This is a genomic window from Schlesneria sphaerica (genome assembly GCF_044336245.1).
GTDB lineage: Bacteria > Planctomycetota > Planctomycetia > Planctomycetales > Planctomycetaceae > Schlesneria > Schlesneria sphaerica.
Map to the genome: position 1 here is coordinate 3,421,829 of NZ_CP172346.1, position 20,546 is coordinate 3,442,374.

The 20,546-nt window shown below is 56.2% G+C and carries 11 protein-coding genes; 5 read left to right on the forward strand and 6 right to left on the reverse strand.

The features are described 5' to 3' along the window. The first annotated feature begins 381 nt into the window (after positions 1 to 381). The 3 genes from pilM (at position 382) to ACGY09_RS12500 (ending at position 7,052) form a co-directional block, all read left to right on the forward strand. Complete coding sequence (pilM, locus tag ACGY09_RS12490) at positions 382 to 2,586, forward strand: type IV pilus assembly protein PilM (protein ID WP_373649918.1); 2,205 nt, start codon at positions 382 to 384, stop codon at positions 2,584 to 2,586. Between the two features lie 95 nt (positions 2,587 to 2,681). Beyond that, positions 2,682 to 4,466 carry a hypothetical protein gene (locus ACGY09_RS12495; protein ID WP_397571756.1) on the forward strand — a complete coding sequence of 595 codons (1,785 nt, stop codon included), beginning with the start codon at positions 2,682 to 2,684 and terminating at the stop codon, positions 4,464 to 4,466. Positions 4,467 to 4,538: 72 nt separating this feature from the next. Beyond that, positions 4,539 to 7,052, forward strand: coding sequence for a hypothetical protein (locus ACGY09_RS12500; RefSeq protein ID WP_397571757.1), 2,514 nt, complete (start codon positions 4,539 to 4,541; stop codon positions 7,050 to 7,052). Between the two features lie 49 nt (positions 7,053 to 7,101). Here ACGY09_RS12500 and ACGY09_RS12505 read toward each other — a convergent pair whose 3' ends face one another. Then, positions 7,102 to 8,085 carry a hypothetical protein gene (locus ACGY09_RS12505; RefSeq protein ID WP_397571758.1) on the reverse strand — a complete coding sequence of 328 codons (984 nt, stop codon included), beginning with the start codon at positions 8,083 to 8,085 and terminating at the stop codon, positions 7,102 to 7,104. Between the two features lie 415 nt (positions 8,086 to 8,500). Between ACGY09_RS12505 and ACGY09_RS12510 the strand changes: the two genes are divergently transcribed. After that, a complete protein-coding gene (locus tag ACGY09_RS12510; protein WP_397571759.1) occupies positions 8,501 to 8,860 on the forward strand; it encodes a RidA family protein in 360 nt (119 codons plus the stop codon). On the opposite strand, the gene ACGY09_RS12515 is transcribed toward ACGY09_RS12510, so the two are convergent. The 4 genes from ACGY09_RS12515 to ACGY09_RS12530 form a co-directional block, all read right to left on the reverse strand. Further along, entirely contained in the window at positions 8,849 to 9,733 is an 885-nt protein-coding gene (locus ACGY09_RS12515) for a UbiA-like polyprenyltransferase (RefSeq protein ID WP_397571760.1), read from the reverse strand. The two genes, ACGY09_RS12510 and ACGY09_RS12515, sit on opposite strands and share 12 nt — an antisense overlap. Before the next feature lie 182 nt (positions 9,734 to 9,915). Next, a complete protein-coding gene (locus ACGY09_RS12520; protein ID WP_397571761.1) occupies positions 9,916 to 10,746 on the reverse strand; it encodes a TIM barrel protein in 831 nt (276 codons plus the stop codon). A 208-nt stretch (positions 10,747 to 10,954) separates the two neighbouring features. Further along, positions 10,955 to 11,503 carry a cysteine hydrolase family protein gene (locus ACGY09_RS12525; protein ID WP_397571762.1) on the reverse strand — a complete coding sequence of 183 codons (549 nt, stop codon included), beginning with the start codon at positions 11,501 to 11,503 and terminating at the stop codon, positions 10,955 to 10,957. A 95-nt stretch (positions 11,504 to 11,598) separates the two neighbouring features. Further along, positions 11,599 to 15,042 carry a pyruvate carboxylase gene (locus ACGY09_RS12530; protein ID WP_373649910.1) on the reverse strand — a complete coding sequence of 1,148 codons (3,444 nt, stop codon included), beginning with the start codon at positions 15,040 to 15,042 and terminating at the stop codon, positions 11,599 to 11,601. A gap of 986 nt (positions 15,043 to 16,028) precedes the next feature. Between ACGY09_RS12530 and mgtA the strand changes: the two genes are divergently transcribed. Continuing rightward, positions 16,029 to 18,638: a magnesium-translocating P-type ATPase gene (mgtA, locus tag ACGY09_RS12535; protein ID WP_397571763.1), complete on the forward strand. Its 2,610-nt coding sequence runs from the start codon at positions 16,029 to 16,031 to the stop codon at positions 18,636 to 18,638. A 139-nt stretch (positions 18,639 to 18,777) separates the two neighbouring features. Here the strand turns inward: mgtA and ACGY09_RS12540 are convergent, their stop codons facing one another. After that, positions 18,778 to 20,514 (reverse strand): ABC transporter ATP-binding protein/permease, encoded by a 1,737-nt coding sequence (locus ACGY09_RS12540; RefSeq protein ID WP_397571764.1) that lies wholly within the window; start codon positions 20,512 to 20,514, stop codon positions 18,778 to 18,780. Between the last annotated feature and the right edge of the window lie 32 nt (positions 20,515 to 20,546).

A 20,546-nucleotide genomic window follows, 5' to 3' on the forward strand; every position in this document is an offset into this window, starting at 1 on the left:
CGTTTGTGGGGAACTTCGCCCGCCAGAATGCCGTCTCATAGTGTAGAATAGCGAGTCACGTCACCATCGCATTTCCGTTCCACTCGGCCGATACTGAAGCCACTGCGTTCCGTGCGTGATCCTGTTCTTCTTGTTGACTTTGCTACAATTCGTAAGTATCTCTTGGGAACGCGTTTTGGTCAGCCGTGGGCATTTTCTGAGCTCGTCATATCGGTTTTTCAGCCCTCGATTTGATATCCTTTCCGGTCTTGAGTTTGTCAAAAAGTCGTCCCTTCGGTTTGCAGAATGTGATTGTGCGGTGATCTTGTGGTGCCTTGCGCGAACGGCGTAAAGAACAACGGCGGATTGCCCATTTAGGCCTCTGTAGGAAAGAGTTTCGTCATGGCAGAGAACCAGGCAGCATGGGGGATTGAGATTGGTCAGGCGGGCCTGAAAGCAATCAAGCTCCGCTATACCGAGGCTGCCCAGCAGGTCGTGGCCGTCGCCTTTGACTACATTCCCCATCCGAAACTGTTGAATCAGCCCGATGCCGTCCCCGATGAACTGATTCGGCAGGCCCTGGACACCTTCCTTTCACGAAACCCGATCGGCTCCGATCTGGTCGCGATCAGTCTTCCCGGTCAGCACGCGCTGGCGAAGTTCATTCAGCTTCCCCCGGTTGAACAGAGCAAAGTCGCCGAGATCGTGAAGTACGAAGCGCGCCAGCAGATTCCCTTTCCACTGGAAGAAGTGATCTGGGACTTCCAGGCACTGGGCGGAGGGGTTGAAGAAAGTGGCTACCTGCTGGACGGCGAAGTCGGACTTTTCGCGATGAAACGTGAGCAGGTTCAGCATCACCTGCAGCCATTTCTTGATCGCAAAGTCGAAGTTGAGCTGATTCAGATCGCTCCTTTGTCGCTCTACAACTTCCTGTGCTACGACCGTCTCGGCTACCGCAAGAACGAGCCTCGTGAGCCGAGCGAAGACTACTCAGTCGTCGTCGACATGGGTTCGGATGCTACGTCGCTGATGGTGACCAATGGCAAGAAGATCTGGATTCGCAATATGCCGGTGGGTGGGAACCACTTTACCCGGGCATTGACGAAGGAAATGAAGCTGACGTTCGCCAAGGCCGAACACCTGAAGTGCAACGCCACGAAAGCACCCGATCCGCGAGCCGTGTTTCAGGCCTTGCGTCCTGTCTTCAACGACTATGTCTCCGAGATTCAACGTTCGATCGGCTTTTTCTCAAGCGTGAATCGCAGTGCGAAAATTTCCCGCCTGATCGGCGTCGGAAACGGTTTCCGTCTTGCCGGTCTGCAGAAGTTTCTCCAGCAGAATCTCCAATACGAGGTTGAACGTGTCGATACGTTCCAGGCAGCCGTGGGTGACAATGTCCTCAACGCTCCCCTGTTCCAGGAAAACCTGCTGACATTCTGCGTCCCGTATGGTCTGGCGCTTCAGTGTCTGAATCTGACTGACATCCACACCACGCTGCTTCCGCCGGAAATCGCGACTGCACGTCTGATTCGCCGCAAAAAGCCCTGGGCTGTCGCCACTGCTGCGACATTGCTGCTGGGATTGGCGACTTCCGCTGCCGGTTTTGGCAACGTCCTGCAGTCAGTCAGCACCACCCGCTTTGGTGAAGCGGAGGCAGAAGCAGAAAAAATCAGTAAGGAAGCGAGTAAACTTCGTTCCGACTACGAAGGAGAAGAGGGGAAGAACAAATCCCTGAAAGCCTCAGGGGACGTTCTGGTCCGCTCATTGGACACGCGGGAACAGTGGCTGGAAGTCTACAAGGCGATCGATGAATGTCTGCCACGAGACACCGACAACCAGCTCGATGAAATGAACATGGCTCTGCGCGATCGGATTTCGATTCGCAGTATTACCACCAAGAAATACAGTGACCTCAGTTCGTGGTTCAGCGAACCGGCAATCGCAGCGGAAGAAGGAGAAGCGAAACTCTATTTCCGTGAAGACAAGGATCCGGACAACGCATCCAAGTTCGATGATAAAATTGCGAATCCTGATTACGAAATCAACGACCGGTCGGTGGGTCCCACCGGCGAGGGCTACGTCTTTACACTGCATGGGATTCACTACCACCACGAGGACAAAAACCCCAAGGGACGTGGTGCAACCTATGTGGATGTCAAATTCCTGAAGAATTTGCAGAGTTGGACGGTTAAACGAGAAGACCCCTCGGGCGGTCCTCTTGTCGAGACGCCCGTTCGGTTGATCGGGATTACGCATGCCACGATGCCCGAGGCAACCGCGTCCACGCCAATTCTGTTCACTCCCAACCGAAAACCACAGTCCCGCAACAGCTTTGGAGGAGGAGCAGCACCCTTTGGTGCACCGGCAGGTGCAGCATTCGGCGGCCCTGCAGGATTCCCCGGCGGTGCTACGGGATATGCTCCGAATGCAGGTCGGTTGCAAAGCGAAGATGATGGTTCGGAAAAGTCCATCACTCTGCAGCGAACAGTATTCAAGGTCGTGTTTGCCTGGAAGCCAACGCCACTTGACCAACGTAAACCCTGGCCTCCCGAGCAAACCGGCACTCCAACCAATTCTGAATCGACGGGTGCAACGGAAGAGCAGTAAGGTTAATTCCTTACGGCAACGGATCGTTCCAGACCAGACCGCCTTACGCACAACATCGAATTGCAGACTGTCAGTTTTCCGAGAAGGTAGAAATCATGGAAGCCCTCGAACCCGTCCTGAAACAGAAGTTTTGGATTCTGCTGGGCATCGGACTATTGATGACGTTCTTTGGCTGGTGGAGCGGAACGGGCAAGACGGCCGCTGCGATTGCGGAACGGACTTCAAAAATTGAAGCCGCCAACACCAGTATCCCAACGGCCGACATTCCAAACGAGGTCTGGACCAAGCGACTGGCCGAGGTCAATGGGAAACAGGAATCGTCCATCAAGTCGACCCAGTTAGGGCTCTGGAAGCGCCAGCAGGAACGGATGGTGCTTCCAGCCGGCCTGCCTCACGTCGAATACGATGAAAAGCTCAAGAACGAAGAGCGAGAACTCTTCCGCGATGCTTATGTTGAAGAAGTGACCCGCGTCTGGAAGACGCTTAACCCGATGGATGCCGATGGAACTGGGGTCGTCAATTTTCCCATTCAGTCCATGTTCCGATTGATGAACCAGAAGCCGTGGACGAAGGCACCCCCTAAATCAGAAATCATCTGGGAAGTGATGGAAGATCTGTGGTTGCTGGAAGGACTTTTCCAGTCAATCACAGAGGCCAACGGAGGTCCTGATGCTGGGCGTGCTGAAGCCTGTGTTCACCAGATTGACGTTCTTGAACTGCGCGGAGGTGGTGAAAAACCCTCTCTGGGGGGCTCGGGAGGGGGTTCCGACGACGGCAGCATGGCCGGATTCGGCGGTGCTGCCGGGATGGGAATGATGGGCGGCATGGGAATGCGAGGGGGCGGCGGCGATATGGGTGCAACAGGCGGAATGGCCGGTATGCCCGGAGGGGGCGCAGCGGCAGTTCCCTCTGTCTCCGCCGAATTCGACGTCCGTGAAGAGTTTGGAGACGATGGTAGCGGCGCGGGTGGCGGTGCAGGCAATCGTGGTGGTGGCGGTGGTGGTGGCGCTCCCATGGGCATGATGAGCAGCATGGCCATGATGGGGGGCGCAATGGGTGGTATGGACGATGAAGGAATGGGCTCGTCCCAGTCGGAAAAAGTGATCAAACGCTACGTGACGCAGGACGAAAGCCTGCCCTACAAAACTCGTGGCTTCTATATGTCGGTCAAGATGGACCACCGAAAAATCCCGCAGTTCATTTCCGAGCTGACGGCAAATGAAAAGTCAGTCTGGCCGGTCGAAATTCTTCGCGTGCAAATGTCCCGACTTCATGAAGACGACGCCACTTATGCCAGCGGATTCTCGGGCGGATCAGCGGGGATGCGAATGGGTGCCGCTGGTGGGATGACGGGCGGCCCGATGGGGGGTGGTCCGATGGGAGCCATGTCAACACTCGGCGGAGGTGGTGATGATGAATACGATGCCTTCATCAACACCCGCTCGTTCGGAAACCGAAATCCTGCGACCAGTATGCAGTTGATGCAAAAGGTGAAAGAGTCTCAGGAATCGCTGGATATCGCACTGCGAGATCCCTACATGGCTCAGGTAACTCTCTGCGGCGTCTTCACCATGTATAAGAAGGTCGAGGAAACCAAGGTCGAGGCGGACTCGGAATCCACGTCTTCGCCTCAGGAGGCAGATTCCTCCGAGGAATCAGAAGCGTCTGAGGCTGCAGACAACAGCGAAGCTGGCGGTCCTGAGATGAGCGATGCGATCCCGGCCACGGAAGAAGTCGATGCGACCGAACCTGCAGCCGAGGCTGAGTTGACTGGAGACACGCCCCGGGAAACCCCTGTCGACGCAGGGGGAGGTACTGGAGACGATCCGGCGCCCGTCACTCCAGGTGAAGACGGCGAGCCTGAAACAGAAGAGAAGTAGCGCGTTCCAACGACCAGGGTCCCTTTCCCGTCCTGATTTCTTCGCCCGTCGAATCGACGGAGGACATGTAAAATGAAAAAGTTGAACCTGAAAGCACTGCTCGTCAATCATGCCGAGAAGATCGTCTTCGGCCTGTTTGTCCTGATCGTGCTCGGAGTCCTCGCTGGCGGAACCAGTTGGGCTCGCTATTCGAAGATTACGCCTGACACCATGCAGCAAAACATCAAGAATGCGCGAGCCAAAATTGCTGCGAACAACGTCTGGCCCCAAGAGAAACAGGCCGCGTTTGCGATCGTCGACTTCTCTGAGAAAGCAAGAATGCTTTTCACCAGTCCTTCGATCGCCCGCTATGACTTCTCACAATGGTTATTCCATCCACTGTATCGGAAGGACGAACCAAAGCGAGAACCTATCTACGAAGCGGTACAGAACCTGATTGTCAAATCGGCATTCGTCCCTCTGAGCATTCTTTCCGAGGAAGCACGGCAGCGGGCTGAAATGGCGCTGTCCGAACAAGCGGAAGAAGAGACGACCGAAGACGACGAAAACTCGGAATTCGGCAGGCGGAGTTCCTCCGGGGGTACTGGCCAGTCACCGTTTGGTCGCCCAGGTCCCGGTGGGCCCATGGCCGGACCTGCGGGAATGGGCCGAGGAGCGATGCCCGGTGCTCATGCTGCTCCCGGTGGCAGGGGTCGGCCCGGCGCCGGTCTCAATATGATGCCTCCCGGTGCCCGCGGGGATGATGAAGACATGCGAAGCGCGGGAATGATGGGTCCCGGGGGAATGATGAGCGGAATGGGGATGGGAATGGGTTCGGACAACGACGTTCGCGGTGTCCGGCTGATGGCCGTCCGAGGTGTCTTCCCTGTCCGTAAACAGATTGAAAACTACAAGAACGCACTGCACATTACAGAAGCAGAGGCGGCAGATCTCCTCGAAATCACGGACTTCGAACTCCAGCGGCAGACGGCGCATGCCGGGCCCAATCCGTGGGAGAACGCAAAGTGGGAAACCGTCGATATCCAGCATGCTCTTCAGGTTTTAACCGATAGCTCTGACATCGATGCCGAGGATCCCGTCCCAACCGCGCTGCGAGATTCTGTGATCACGATGGACTTGCCGCTCAACCTGTTGGGAGTCTGGCGAGAGTATGCCACACATCCGCGGATCAGGGATGAGGAACTGAGTCCTGAGGCCATCGCCGAAGAAATGAGGCTCCTTGAAACGATCAACGAAGTGGCCGTCGGAGCGAACCTGGGTGACGAGGCTCAACCCCGACGACGAGGTTTGGCTCCGGCACAGCGGGACTTTAGAAACCTCGCCAGCCGTGTCTCATCGGATAACAACGGTCGGAACATGATGGAAGAAATGATGAAGTCCATGCGGAGCACTGGCGGAGGCATGCAAGGAATGCCGCCGATGCCTGGAGGTGCAGGCATGGGAGCAGCCATGCGAGGGATGCCTGCTGGAGCAGCCATGGGTGCTGCTGGCGGCCGCGGAATGCAGGGAATGCCAATGGGTGGTTCATCGATGGGGATGCCCGGGATGCGAGGTACTATGGGAATGCCCGGCATGGGCGGCGGCATGCGAGGAAGCAGTAATAATCCGCTCGACTTCCTGACCGCACGACGCAAATACCTGCTGTTCCGTTACTTTGACTTCGATGTCGAATCGGGCAAAGCCTATCGCTACCGCGTTCAATTGAAGCTTCGAAACCCGAACTTCGAACTGACTGCCGAAGAACTGGCCGGTGCCGATATGGAAATTGCGAAAGGTGAAGAACGTGAAACTCCCTGGAGCAACATCTCGAACCCGGATTATGTTCGCCCCACGGCGGCTTACTACCTGCAGGACATCGAACGCGATCCGTATGCCGACGAAAAAGTCCGATCCAGCACCCGACCTGTCGCACTCATTTCCATGTATGACTGGGACACCAAGAAGGGTGCAGTTCTTAGCGACGTGCTGAACCTACCTGCCATCGGTTCCTATATTGGGGAAACCAAGAAAGCGACCCCAATCCCTGACCTGATTGCCGGAACGCTGGAAAAGGGCGAGCATGCTTTCTCGACCCAGGACATGCTCGTTGACGTTGAAAGCGACATCGAGATTGCTCCTGATCAACACCCCGACCTGAAGTTGACCCCGGATAAAAAACGTCCCACGGTCCGTCTGGGTTTGCTCGAAGAGGCGCTGGTCGCAACATCTTTTGGTGAACTGAGATCGCTGGGAAGCCCGATGAATGAAATTGATCGCGAGAGCCTCAATTTCTGGAAGAAACGCGAAAGCGAAGAACGTGCGGTGATCAAGTCACGCGAAAGCCTCTCACCTCAAAACAATATGGGTCCTGCCGGAATGATGGGCCCTGGTGGCATGGGACCCATGGGTATGATGGGGATGGCTGGCAATGGAGAAGATGGTGAGGGCGGGGGCGCTAAGAAAAAGAATCCCCGAAAGGCGGGACAACGTGGCGGTATGGGAATGATGATGATGATGCCCGGTGGTGCCAGCGGGATGCCGGGAGGCATGATGCCAGGAATGCAGCAACAGCAGGGAGGGCGCGGCTCGAAGTCCAAGAGCCGCTAAAAGTCATCCACTCTCTGGCTAAGAATTCGCAGACATTCGAGATTGCAGTTTAAAACTCAATCTCGAATGTCTGTTTTTCTTTCAACAGCTTCGATTCAACCCGAATTGTGTCCCGGACCAGTTGCCGAGCCCCAGGAACGGGAATCCTGATCTGCACAGCACCATCTTCAACGGGCAACATCACATTCGATTTCAGCCGAATTGGCTGCTTGTAACCATCGGTCCCAATGACGTTCCCAGAGACATCGGAACCTCGGTACTTGGTGACGTGACTGGGCAAGCGAACTTGAATGACGACGAAGTAGTCCTCGCCCGGTTTCGGATCTTTTGGATCCGCCCAGGCACTGAAACTCCCTTTCGTCTGGGCATACCCCGGTACACGGACGTTGGGAACTCCTACAGAGTCTCCGTCCCCCTCGCCTTCTCCCCCTTCGCCCTGGCCCCCCAGTCCGACTCGCATTGATTCCGCGATATCGCCCTGTTTGCCCGTAGAGTCGAGGACCTTGGACAAGTCGGACGTCTGGAGCGGAGCCGCCTCACCAGCTTCCGCTCCTTCACCTGCCATCTCGGTCTCGAGGATGACATCAGCGGCGAATTCGTCCCCTGTTCCATTCGTCCCAAAAATGCTCGAAACCTCTTGTGTCGTGACCCGCGAAACCAGAATGCAGGCCAGAATCACCAGAATGACCGCATGGATCCCAAGGGATGTTACAATCCCGATCAAGCCTTGTTTCGAGATCCAGTGCGTTTCCTCCTGATCCTTCGATGGCTTATCCACCTTCACGATTGCTGTCTTCGGATTCACTCGCTGCCCCGGTAACGGGGGAATAACCGGCTTCAGAACTGTTGCACCCAGCGGCGGAATCGAACCAGAATCATGCGAGGGAACCTGTTTGCCCTTATCCTCCCGCATCTTCTGGTCACGGCGAGTCGAGAACCACGCGGGGACATTCTCAGGGGGATCGGCCAGTGACGGAGTTCCCTTTTCTGGCCGTTGAGGCCCATCACTCGATTGAATGGTCTCTCCGGCCATGGATCATTGCCTTGAGGGAAAGTACTGGGGGATGAAAACGATTTCGATTAATCCAGACGGCATCGGCGGTCAAACCCGCACGATTATACATCGTCCAATTCTGAAAGACCGAACAATATTTTAGATGTTGTGACTCGTATCAGTCTCAGCAATTCTTGATTGTGGAAATTTGTCCAGAATTTGTCCCAGAGGTTTATTTCATCAGGAGTTCGATCTCAAAGTCGTCCTGATTTCAAACTGGACTGCAGCGACTTCTCTGTCGGAACGAGTAGAATCGAAGGCTCAAGGCAACCCAATGGTCTGAGGTTTTTATTCGCCATTTGGGATTCCTGACTGAAGAGTCACTGCCAACGGAGTGCCATATAAGCGGGAAATCCCGACGTTTGTGGCCGAGCTGCTTCGCAATAGGAACAAAATGTCAGAAATTGAACGAATCGGCGTCACTCGCCGCTGGTCAGATGTCGTAATCCATGGTAGCACCGCCTATTTCGTCGAAGTTGCGGACGATCCGCAGCAGGATGTCGCAGGTCAGGTCGCCCAAATCCTCGCGCAGATTGACGCTCGTCTGGCTCTGTTTGGAAGTGACCGAAAGGATCTTCTCCAGGTCCTCATTTATCTGGCTGACCTGACGGACGGACCGGCACTGAACGAACTTTGGGACAATTGGGTTCCGGAAGGCCATGCTCCCGCGCGGGCGTGTGTCCAGGCAGCATTGTCTCCTGGGTATCGAGTCGAAATGGTCATCACGGCCGCAGCTCGACGGTCAAGGGGCTGAGAGCCGGTTGTACCAGATATCGGCCAGTCCAATTGCCAGTAGCCCAAGACTCACAACGGCATTCACATTGAAAAAGGCGATATTCACTTTCGTGAGGTCCGCGGGCGTCACGAGTGAATGTTCGTAGAGCAACAAGCCCGATACCGCGATGATACCGACGAGGAACGGTGTTCCCAGCCCGCCGAAATGCCAGACGGCAAACAAGCTGGCAATGGTCAAAAGGTGGCTGATCAACGCAATTCGCAGGGCCGTCCTGATTCCCCAGCGGGACGGAATGCTGAAGAGGTTCCGTTCGCGGTCGTAATCGGCATCCTGGCACGCGTACAGAATGTCGAAGCCCCCAACCCAGAAGAAGATTACCGCAGATAACAGTGCGGGAATGACGGCCACTTCCCCTCGGATCGCAATCCAGGCCGCCAGAGGGGAAAGCATGAGCGCCGCCGAGAGCCAGTAATGGCACAGCACCGTAAATCGCTTCGCGTACGAGTAGCCCATCAGAAACAATAACACGGGAACCGATAGACGCAGTGGCCAGGGATTAGGCAGGAACAGCAGTGTCGAGGCCACAAACCCGGCCGAGCTGACCAGCGTAAAAAGGATCACCGTCGACAGCTTCAGCAGTCCCGCAGGGATATGCCGTTTTTGCGTGCGGGGATTCTCTGCGTCGAATTTGCGATCAACGATCCGATTGAAGGCCATCGCTGCCGAACGGGCAAAGATCATGCAGAGCACGATCCCCAAGAGGTGCACCCACGAGAACGGACTGTCCGGCATCCGCCAGGCCAGAGCCGCAGAGAGCAGGGCAAATGGCAAAGCAAAAACGGTATGACTAAACCGGATCAGTTCCAGCAGATGGCGAATTTGAGACAACATGCAATCACGCGAAATAAAATTCTCTGAACTCATCAACAACAGGCGAGGGTCGGATTCAAAAGCCCGCAACGTCCGCCACACAGCAAGCGGAATTCCGCACCGCTCGTTCCCCGCCTGACTTCACGGCACGATCGCCCGGAACGAAGCTCCTGCTGCGACAGTCGCCTTGGAATTCTATGACATCAGCTCGATTCGACCATATCAACAACGCGTCGATACGCGGAAATCGTCTGCTCGGCGGCCGCGGATGAATCCGGCCAGGGGAGCGCCTCGGCCGAGAGATATCCGGCGTAATGAATGTCTTTCAGCGATTTCGCAATCGGTGCATAGTCGATGTGACCGCATCCGGCTGGTCGTCGATTGGAATCCACAAAATGGAGATGCCCGATCCACCGACCTCCACGCGTGAGTGCCGCAGCTAAGTCACCCTCCTCGATATTCATGTGGAACAGATCGGCCAACAGCCGGACATTGTTAGTGGCAAGCGATTCCATCAATTCCACGCCCGCGTCAACCGTATTCACCAGATTGGTTTCGTACCGGTTCAGTGGTTCATAGATCAGTGGCACACCGTATCCCCTCGCGTGTTCCCCCAATTCATTCAGCCCTTCACGAAGCCAGTCAATCGCCTGTTCTTTCGAGACGCCCTCTCCCCATCGCCCCTGCATGGAACCAATGATGGCCGGCGCCTGATGAACACCGCCAAAGTCGACCATCGAACGGATGAAGTCGATGGCCCGCTTACGGACATCCGCATCGGGACTGGTCAGGCTGAGTTTGTGTTTGACCCACCCGGCTCCGGTCCCCACTGCAGCCAGACGAAGCTGATGTGTCGACAGCAGCTTCCCGAGTGTTTCCCGTGAGACCGCATCTGGTCCCGGCGCGAAAAGTTCGATCGCATCAAACCCCAGTCGTTTGGCCTGAGCACAAGCAGCCGGAAGGTCGTCCCAAAAAACAAAGGGGCCCCCTTTGGCTTCAGCAACCAGACTCACAGTGACGGCAGAAAGGGGCATAACGAATCCCGATAAGGATGAACTTCGAACCACGCCGCCACCCGATCCACATCAAGGCAGCTCTTCCATTCCACACCGCAGACGCAGAACAGGACCGAGCGTCCTGGAAGGCATCTCACCGCAACCGCCAGTCGCCTGGCGAACCCGCCCAAGTTTCCAACATTCGGCCGCTGTTCCCCAACGCATCCTGCTGCGTCTGTCGAGCCTGCTACGTGAGCCGCTCCAGCCAGGCAGGCGTGTTAATCACTTCACTGATAAACATCTGCTGAGCGCACAACGTGGCTCGGTGCAGTTCCTCTGCGGTCACGGATCCCGCAGCGTTTTGAACGGCCAGTGTTCCTGTCGCATCCGAGAGGAACTCGACCTGATACCCATTGTGCATCGCCTGTCGGGCCGTCGTGTCGCAGCACATATGGGTCATGTAGCCACAAATCGAAATCGTGTCGATTCCCGACTGCTTCAACCAATCCTCAAGTCCGGTCCCGGTAAAGCTACCAGGCAACGTCTTGTCGATCAGCAGGTTGGAAGGACGACGAGCCACCTCGGGATGCAGTTCCCATTCCGCCGATCCCTTCCGGAAGAAGGGGGAGTCAGGCTCGATCTGGTGATGCCGAACAACGACCGTGGGAACACTCTTTCTGGCCGCTTCATCCATCACTTTCAGGATCTGTTCAAGGTGTCCCGCCGGATGGGTGATCGGCAAGGCTCCTGTGAAGTACTCATTCTGCACATCGATTACCAGCAATGCTCGCTTCATGGCTTCTCCACAGTCTCCGGTTTCGCGGACAATCTGCCGCAGTCATTCAGTGCGCCGAATGACTCATTCGGCGCACTGACTCGATGAAACGAGGTTCACTCCAGTGTCAGCAACAGGTCACCGGCCGCCACCTGCATCCCTCGCTTGACCAGCACCTGACCAATCTTTCCATCCCGATCCGCGGTGAGATTCGTTTCCATCTTCATCGCTTCCAGACTCAACAGCTTCTGGCCCTTGGTGACGTTGTCACCCGGCTGGACAGCAATTGTGGAAATCATCCCTGGCATGCTGGCTCCGATATGGCAGGGGTTCGACGAATCTGCCTTGAGATTCGATGAGCCCTTCGGTTCCAGCGACTTGTCGACCACGGTCACGTCACGCGGCTGGCCGTTCAGTTCGAAGAAGACGGTACGTTTACCGTCGGGATGTGGATCACTGATCGACAGGAACTTAACGATCAGTCGCTTACCCGGTTCAATGTCGAACGCAATCTCTTCGCTTGGTGTCTGACCGTAGAAGAAGACCGGTGTCGGCAGACAACTCGTATCGGAGTTCAACTGCTGATGAGCAACAAATTCCTCATACACTTTCGGATAGAGCAGCCACGTCACGATCTCGCGGTTGGTCGGTTCCCGTTTGATCACCTGCCGAACCTTTTCACCCGCTGCCGCAAAGTCCGCTGGTAGCAGGCTTTCACCGGGCCGTCCCGTCACCAGCGGCCTGTCACGCAGAATTCGACGGCGTACGGCCAGCGGGAAGCCACCGGGTGGCTGGCCCATTTTTCCACTGATCAGGTCGATCACACTTTCCGGGAACGACAGGTCTTTGGACTCGTTCAGAATATCTTCCGAACTCAGGTTATTCGCGACCATAAACAGGGCCATATCCCCAACACTTTTGGAACTGGGTGTCACCTTGACGATGTCACCGAAGAGCTGGTTGACCTCGGCGTAGACCTGGCAAACCTCGGGCCAGCGGTCGGCAAGACCCAGGGCTTTGGCCTGCTGATACAGGTTTGTGTACTGTCCCCCGGGCATCTCGTGCTGATAGAGATCCGCGGTCGCAGGCAGCATCACCGTCTCGAACGGCTGATAGTACTGCCGCACGACTTCCCAGTACCGGGCGAGTGCATCGAGGTACTCGGTCTTCAGCCCTGGATTTCGGTCAGAGAACCGGACCGCCTCGACAAGCGCGTTGAGGTTCGGTTGAGACGTTCCACCGGACATCGGGGCCAATGCCGCATCAGCGATATCCAGTCCCGCATCGCTTCCCATCAGGATCGATGCCGCCTGAATCCCTGCGGTGTCATGCGTATGAAAGTGAATCGGTATTCCGACTTCCTGCTTTAACGTCTTGACCAGCAAGGCTGCGGCGGCCGGCTTACACAAACCCGCCATATCCTTGATGGCAAGAATATGAGCGCCCCCTTTTTCCAGTTCCTTGGCCAGATTGACGTAATACTTGAGGTCATACTTGGGCCGGGATGGATTGAGGATATCACCGGTGTAGCAGATGGCCGCCTCACAGAGTTTCCCTGATTCGCAGACCGCATCCATGGCGACACGCATGTTCGGTGCCCAGTTCAGCGAGTCAAAGACGCGGAAGATATCCATCCCCGCCGCGGCGGCTTCTTTCACGAATTCGACCACGATGTTGTCGGGATAATTCGTGTAGCCGACCGCATTCGATGCCCGCAGCAGCATCTGGAACAGAATGTTCGGGATCCGCTCACGCAGTTGAGTCAGCCGGTCCCACGGGCATTCTTTATTGAAACGCATCGCCGTATCGAAGGTCGCACCACCCCACATCTCGAGTGAGAAGAATTGCGGACAAAGACGTGCATAGGCATCGGCGATATTCAGCAGATCTACCGTCCGGAACCGCGTTGCCAGCAGTGACTGGTGGGCATCGCGCATCGTTGTATCGGTGATCAGCAACGGCTTCTGAGCCAGGATCCATTCCGAAAACTTCTTCGGCCCCAGTTCAAGAAACTTGTCGCGAGTCCCTTTCGGGATGGGCGTATTGCGATCAATCACGGGCAATGGGGCAGGGGAGCGGTCGACCTTGGTCGCCGCCACTGCGTGAACCTTACCCGTATTCAGAATGGTATCCGCGAGGAAGGTGAGCAGTTTCGTCGCGCGGTCTTTTCGCGGCGCGAACTGAAACAGTTCTGGCGTTTCGTCAATGAATCGAGTGGTGAAGGCCCCATTGATGAATTTGGGGTGAGTCATCACTTTGATCAGGAACGGGATATTGGTCTTCACGCCCCGGATACGGAACTCTTGCAGCACTCGCTCCATCCGTGCTGCCGCATCGCCGAACCGGCGGCCCCGCACCGAAACTTTCACCAGCAACGAGTCATAGAACGGGTTGATGATTGCTCCGGAGAACGCGTTTCCTCCATCCAGCCGAACGCCTGCTCCCCCTGCGGCGCGGTAGTGAGAAACACGACCATAGTCAGGCATGAAGTTGTTGCCGGGATCTTCCGTTGTCACTCGACATTGAATGGCGTAACCGTTCGTCTTGATTTCACTCTGCGCCCCCAGGTTGATTTCCGGATCGGAAAGGGGCGTTCCCTGGGCGATCAGGATCTGGGACTTCACAATGTCGATTCCGGTTACTTCTTCAGTAACGGTGTGCTCGACCTGAATCCGGGGATTGACCTCGATGAAGTAGAAGTCGTTCTTGGCCGTGTCGTAAAGGAACTCAACCGTCCCCGCATTTTCGTAGCCGACGGCCTTACCAATTTTGATCGCCGCTTCACAGATCCGGTTACGGATCCCTTCATCCAGGAACGGTGCCGGCGCGATCTCAACGACTTTCTGATGCCGCCGCTGAACCGAACAGTCGCGTTCAAAGAGGTGAACCAGATTCCCGTGCCGGTCACCGAGTAACTGCACTTCGATGTGTCGCGGCTGCTGAATGTACTTCTCGACAAAAATGTCAGGCGAACCGAACGCTGACATCGATTCTCGCTGCGCCTGATCGAACAGGCCGGGAAGATCCTCAGGGTGCATGACCACTCGCATCCCGCGTCCGCCCCCACCGTTGGCAGCTTTGAGGATGACAGGATAACCGGTCGCTTCCGCCAGTCTCCGACCATCTTCGACATCGGCGATGGGTGTTGAACTTCCCCCGAGAACGGGAACCCCCGCAGCTCGAGCAATCTCACGAGCCGTGATCTTGTTTCCCAGCGACTCCAGCACTTTGACCGAGGGACCCACAAAGACAATCCCCGCCTCTTCACAAGCGGTGGCGAGTGCAGGGTTCTCTGAGAGAAATCCATAACCGGGATGAATCGCGTCGACGTTCGCCTGCTTGGCGATCTGGATAATTGCGGGGATGTCGAGATAGGCCCGAATCGGTTCACCGGGTTCCCCGATCTGGTAAGCCTCATCGGCCTTGAACCGGTGCAGAGCATACCGATCTTCGTAGGTATAGATGGCAACAGTCCGGATCCGCAGCTCATGAGCAGACCGACAGACACGAATGGCGATCTCGCTACGATTGGCGATCAACAGCTTCTGAATGGGCTTCATGCGAATCAGTTCTCTACTTTGGGAGCGGACAAAGCGGTCGGTCCAAAAGAATACAAGACGAGTCTTCAACCCCGCAATTGATCGGCAAACCAATGTCACTGCGCCCTGCGTTTCCTTGAATCCTGAAAGGAAACTCGTCCCGCAGCACCGCACCACCAAAAGGGGCGCCGGCCCACCAGCACCCATGGCTCGTCAGCCGGGCTCTCCAGAAGGCAAAGAACGAGAGATTTTTCCCCGTCCGGGCTCTGCGACGCGACCAGGATCGCGCCCAGGCACTGGGAAAGCCTGCCGAGCACTTCTCGATCGCGATCCACAAAAACCATCGCCACAAAGCCTACAATCACCCCAGGCATCCGAAACCAACCCATTTCGCCCGTTTCTCGCTCACTACCTCTCCAGCGGCGCAGCGAGAGGGAATTGCCCGAAGTGCAATTCAAAATCCGCGGGGGAAAAATTTGAGTTGAGCGACATGAGCAAGTTGAGCAACTTCAACGGAAACCCGCTGTTTTCAGGTCCTCGCAGCACATTCAAAGTTGCTCAAATTGCACAACTTCCAAACCCGAATTGAGCAACTTCCAAATCGATCGTTCGACAGTGCAATTGTTCCGCAAAAGTCATTTGTCATGCGCTCGTTCAACACAAAGCTGACGTCCTTGAACGAGAAGATAAAACAAACACATATTTCCGTCAAGATTTTTTACTGCACATCGCGAGCAACAATCCGCTGAGCATGGCTGGCGCTCGTGTCACCTGCTCCGTCAACGTACGCTCGACAACTGCGATTCATTCTCCGTAAGTCGATGCCCAGGTATCGAGAGGTTCACGATTTCAGACTGCAACGGAAAGAGGAAAAGAAGTCGCGCGGCGGGCTGTCTTACAGGCCAGCTTTCGATGTTGGCGTGGTGGGTCGCTGAGGGCTACAACTGGAGGCGATTTTCTGGCGGTGAGTGCTTGGGGACATCATTCATTGGGAAGGTAGTGGACCGGTGCCTGTCAAAGCGGTGCGCGAAGAAGAGCGAGGACGGGATTCACTCACGAATGGCCGCGCCGGATCGGCCGTCCCTCAGGACCTCCCTTTCTGGGCAGTTCCTGTGGAGAAGGTACTGACACTGCTCGGGTCTTCTGAGGACGGGATCAGTCAGGCAGAGGCGCAAAAGCGGTTGGCAACGAACCGCAGCCTGATCGGCCGCAAGCAGTCTCCGTGGCGAATGCTGCTCGATCAGTTCAAGAACCCGATCATTCTCCTGTTGCTCTGTTCCGCCATGCTTTCGTTCAGTCTGCCGGGCGAGAGCGCGAATGCGTGGATCATCATCTTTATTCTGCTCGCCAGCGGGCTGCTCGGCTTCTGGCAGGAACTCAGCGCGGCTGACGCGGTAGCGAAGTTGCTGGGACTGATTGAGACACGTGCGATGGTGACTCGCGACGGCGAAGACTGTGAGGTCCCGATCGACGCTGTCGTACCGGGGGATGTCATTCGACTGACTGCCGGAAACCTGATTCCCGGTGACTGTCGACTGCTCACTGCTCAGGACCTGTACCTGAACGAAGCCGCATTGACCGGAGAAAGCTTCCCTGCGGAAAAGGTGAACTCCGTTCTGGAGAAGGCGACCCCGCTCAGCCAGCGAATCAACACGCTTTACCTGGGAACCCATGTTGTCAGCGGGATGGGGACCGCTGTGGTGGTGAGAACCGCACGCGATACCGAATTTGGCAAGATTTCCGAACGGCTGGAGCAGAAGCGACCGGAAACCGGCTTCGCGCGCGGACTCGCTCAGTTTGGTCGAATGCTGGTCAAGATCGTGAGTGTCATCACGGTTGTCCTGTTCGCGGTCAAAGTGGGCTGGCAAGGCGACCCCGTGACCGACTCACTGCTGATCACACTCGCCCTGGCCGTGGGGATGACGCCTCAGCTACTGCCGGCCATCACCAGTGTCGTGCTCTCGGCAGGGGCCAAGTCAATGGCCCGGCATCATGTGATCGTCAAACAATTGCTCTCGATCGAGAATCTCGGCGGAATGACCGTCCTCTGCTCGGACAAAACGGGAACCCTGACCGAAGGGGAGATTCACCTTCACTCGGCTCTGGATCCGACGGGCAACCCCAGCGAACGCGTGACACGACTGAGCTATCTCAATGCCTTCTTTCAGACAGGTTTCGCGAATCCGGTCGACCGGGCGATACTCGCCGCTTCCGCGATGACAGCAGACGATGCCCGGTTTACGACAAACGGCATCCAGAAGCTGGATGAAATTCCCTACGACTTCCTCCGCAAACGACTCAGCGTACGCCTGCTGCTGGACGGCGAAAAACTCCTGATCACCAAAGGGGCTCTCGCCAATATCCTCGAAGTTTGCTCCACCGTCGAAACGACCGAAGGCAATTGCTGCGACCTCGCATCCCTGCGGGATTCGATCGAACGGCAATTCACTCAGATGAGCAACGAAGGGCTGCGGATCCTTGGCCTGGCTGTTCGTCGAGACGACTCGCCGCACCTGACGAAGGCGAACGAGTGCGAGATGACGTTCCTCGGGTTTCTGGTCTTCACGGACCCACCGAAAGCGGACGCGCGGGAAACGCTCGAGCAGTTAAAGCAGTTGGGCGTCAAACTCAAAATTATCACCGGAGACAACCGGGCTGTGGCGGCGACGGTGAGCCAGCGGGTTGGCATTACCGCATCGAAAGTCATCACTGGTTCGGAGTTGCGACAGCTCAGCGACGAGGCCCTGCGGCACCGAGTGAGTGAGGCGGACGTCTTCGCAGAAATCGAGCCGAATCAGAAAGAACAGATTATTCGTTCACTGCAGCGGAACGGCGAGGTCGTCGGTTACATCGGCGACGGAATCAATGACGCATCAGCGTTGCACGTGGCCGATGTCGGCATCTCGGTCGCCACGGCGGTTGATGTTGCCCGAGAAGCGGCTCAGATCGTCTTGCTGAAACACGACCTCGGCGTCTTGGTGGAAGGGGTTCGAGAGGGGCGTCGGACATTTGCCAATACACTCAAGTACGTCTATTTCGCCATTGCCGGCTGCTTCGGCTACATGTTCAGCCTGGCGATCGCCTCGCTGTTTCTTCCCTTCGAGCCGCTGCTCGCTTCGCAAATTTTGCTGATCAATCTGCTGGCGGACTTTCCTGCCATGTCGCTGGCGACGGACTCGGTGGACCCCGAACAGGTGGCTCAGCCGCGGCGATGGGATACGAAATCCATTTTCCGTTTTATGCTGTTCTTCGGCTTTGCCAGTTCAAGTTTTGACTTCCTGACGTTCGGGGCAATCCTTCTGGTCTTCGGTGCAGAAAATCACGATCTGTTCCGTACCGGCTGGTTTGTGGAATCAACACTGACGGGGCTTTTGATTCTGCTGATCGTCCGGACCCAGAGGCCCTTCTTCCGCAGCGAACCGTCCACGCTGCTGCTGATGGCCTGCGCGCTGATCGCAGTGATTGTCGTCGGGCTTCCCTACAGTCCGCTGGCCAGCACACTTGGTTTTATTCCTCCCTCGCCACTGTTGCTGGGTATGATGCTGATCATCACAGCTCTTTATGCACTGGGAATGGAAACGGTGAAGTTCTTCTTCTATCGGCACTTCGGAAAGTAAATAGAGCCCCCTCGGGAGTCATCCGCGCGATGCCTCTCCGGGTGGATGCATTCGCCCCCCGGCGGAAGGAGAAAAACCCGCCACCTGGGTGGTGGTGTGTGGGGTGTCTGCACACCACCAGCACACACCACTCGCGAGTTCACGCGGTTTCGATTTGAGAATCGGCTTCCATTTCGGCGAGATACTCTTCCGCCGTCTTGAGTTCCCAGTCCCCCTTTCCGGTCAGACTGAGGACGTGCGTGTGATACCGGGCGACCTGTGGCCGATGAGTGACGCTGATGAGTGTCACTTCGCCCTGCCGCAGTCGATCGTAGAGGGTCGCTTCGTTCTTTTCGTCGAGCGCACTGGTCGCTTCGTCCAGAATGACATACGGCTTTTCTGCCAGCAGGACTCGCGCGAAGGCCAGTCGTTGCTGTTCACCCAACGAGAGCATCTTTCCCCAGTCCGCTTCGACATCCAGACCCCCGCAGCGTTCGATCAGATTCGGAAGATTGACTTCTTCCAGGATCGACTGAAATTCTTCGTCGGTCACTCCCTCGCGATAGTTGGGGTAGAGCAACTGAGCCCGTAAGCTGCCGATGATCAGGTAGGGGCGCTGAGGCAGGAACAACATCTTTTCGAGCCCAGGACGGGTTAGCTGACCGCTGCCGTAGTCCCACAAGCCTCCCAGCACGCGCAGTAGCGAGCTTTTTCCTCCACCACTGGCGCCGACGATCAGGAGTCCATCTCCTTCGTTGAGCGAAAGTGAAAGGTCCTTGATTAAATCACGCTTCCCATCCGGAGTCTGGGCGGTGAGTTGCTCGACTTGAAAGTGGTCGCCCTCTTGCGTCGTGATGTGCTCCTGATCGGGCGCAACGGTGCTCGTCTGCGCCATCGCTTCGAGGGTTTTGGCAAAGCGATCGAGTCGGCTGACTCCCGCAGCGAAGTAGCTCAGCACGTCGAACTTGTTCACAATCACGTTCAAGGCACCGAAAATGGCTGCAAATGCCCCCGTCGCCTGAACCACAGCCCCAATCGTGATGTCCCCGGACATGACGCGCGGTGCCAGGATGATGCCCGGAATGATCATTGTCATCGTGATATAAGCGTACTGGAAAATATTCAGAAAGAATTGCCAGTTCACCAGCTTGTTAAAGTTGATATAGGCATCGTTGAACCGTTCCAGCACCAGATCGGATTCTTGCTTTTCACCACGATAGAAGGCGATGGATTCCGCGTTTTCTCGCACACGAACCAGGCTATAGCGAAGATCCGCTTCGCGGCGCAACTGAAAGAAATTCAGGCCGACCAGTGGTCGCCCGAAAACCAACGTGGTAACCGCGGTCCCTACGATGGCGTAAACCACAATAAAGTACACCAAGATCTGCGAGATATTCCACAGGACCCCGCAAAACGCGATCAACTGCAGTCCCGTCTCGATGAAGATCAGCAGGAAGTAAATCGACTTCTGTGTGAACGAGTTGATGTCTTCGGCGATTCGCTGATCCGGGTTATCGATTTCTGCAGCAAACGTCAGCCGATAGAAGGCGGTGTTGCTGAAATAGTTATTGATGAAGCGGGTGGTCATCCAGCGCCGCCAATGATTGGTCAGCCGGTCGCGAACATAGTAGTAAAGCCCGTACACGGGGACCGCGATGGCGATGAGCCCGAGCGTATAATAGATCGAACGCCAGTAGCGATCCGAATCGCGGTCTGCCAGAGCGTCTGAGAATTCGCCCGTCTGTTTATTGAGGAGCACGCTGGCCGCTGTATTGGTCAGCATTAAAACGACGAGCAGCGCCAGTAGCCCTCGTGCCACCCACTTCTGTTCTGAAGCCAGATAGGGTTTGGAGAGAGAAACGAAGCGTGGGACCAGCCGACTATTGAGGCGCGACATTCCAACCTTTTCTACTCAAGCAAATGATCCAC

What these genes read in the sequence shown, in the direction of transcription:
- pilM (WP_373649918.1), top strand. Translation starts at nt 382, where the DNA reads ATGGCAGAGAACCAGGCAGCATGGGGGATTGAGATTGGTCAGGCGGGC.
- ACGY09_RS12495 (WP_397571756.1), top strand. Translation starts at nt 2,682, where the DNA reads ATGGAAGCCCTCGAACCCGTCCTGAAACAGAAGTTTTGGATTCTGCTG.
- ACGY09_RS12500 (WP_397571757.1), top strand. Translation starts at nt 4,539, where the DNA reads ATGAAAAAGTTGAACCTGAAAGCACTGCTCGTCAATCATGCCGAGAAG.
- ACGY09_RS12505 (WP_397571758.1), bottom strand. Translation starts at nt 8,085, where the DNA reads ATGGCCGGAGAGACCATTCAATCGAGTGATGGGCCTCAACGGCCAGAA.
- ACGY09_RS12510 (WP_397571759.1), top strand. Translation starts at nt 8,501, where the DNA reads ATGTCAGAAATTGAACGAATCGGCGTCACTCGCCGCTGGTCAGATGTC.
- ACGY09_RS12515 (WP_397571760.1), bottom strand. Translation starts at nt 9,733, where the DNA reads ATGTTGTCTCAAATTCGCCATCTGCTGGAACTGATCCGGTTTAGTCAT.
- ACGY09_RS12520 (WP_397571761.1), bottom strand. Translation starts at nt 10,746, where the DNA reads ATGCCCCTTTCTGCCGTCACTGTGAGTCTGGTTGCTGAAGCCAAAGGG.
- ACGY09_RS12525 (WP_397571762.1), bottom strand. Translation starts at nt 11,503, where the DNA reads ATGAAGCGAGCATTGCTGGTAATCGATGTGCAGAATGAGTACTTCACA.
- ACGY09_RS12530 (WP_373649910.1), bottom strand. Translation starts at nt 15,042, where the DNA reads ATGAAGCCCATTCAGAAGCTGTTGATCGCCAATCGTAGCGAGATCGCC.
- ACGY09_RS12540 (WP_397571764.1), bottom strand. Translation starts at nt 20,514, where the DNA reads ATGTCGCGCCTCAATAGTCGGCTGGTCCCACGCTTCGTTTCTCTCTCC.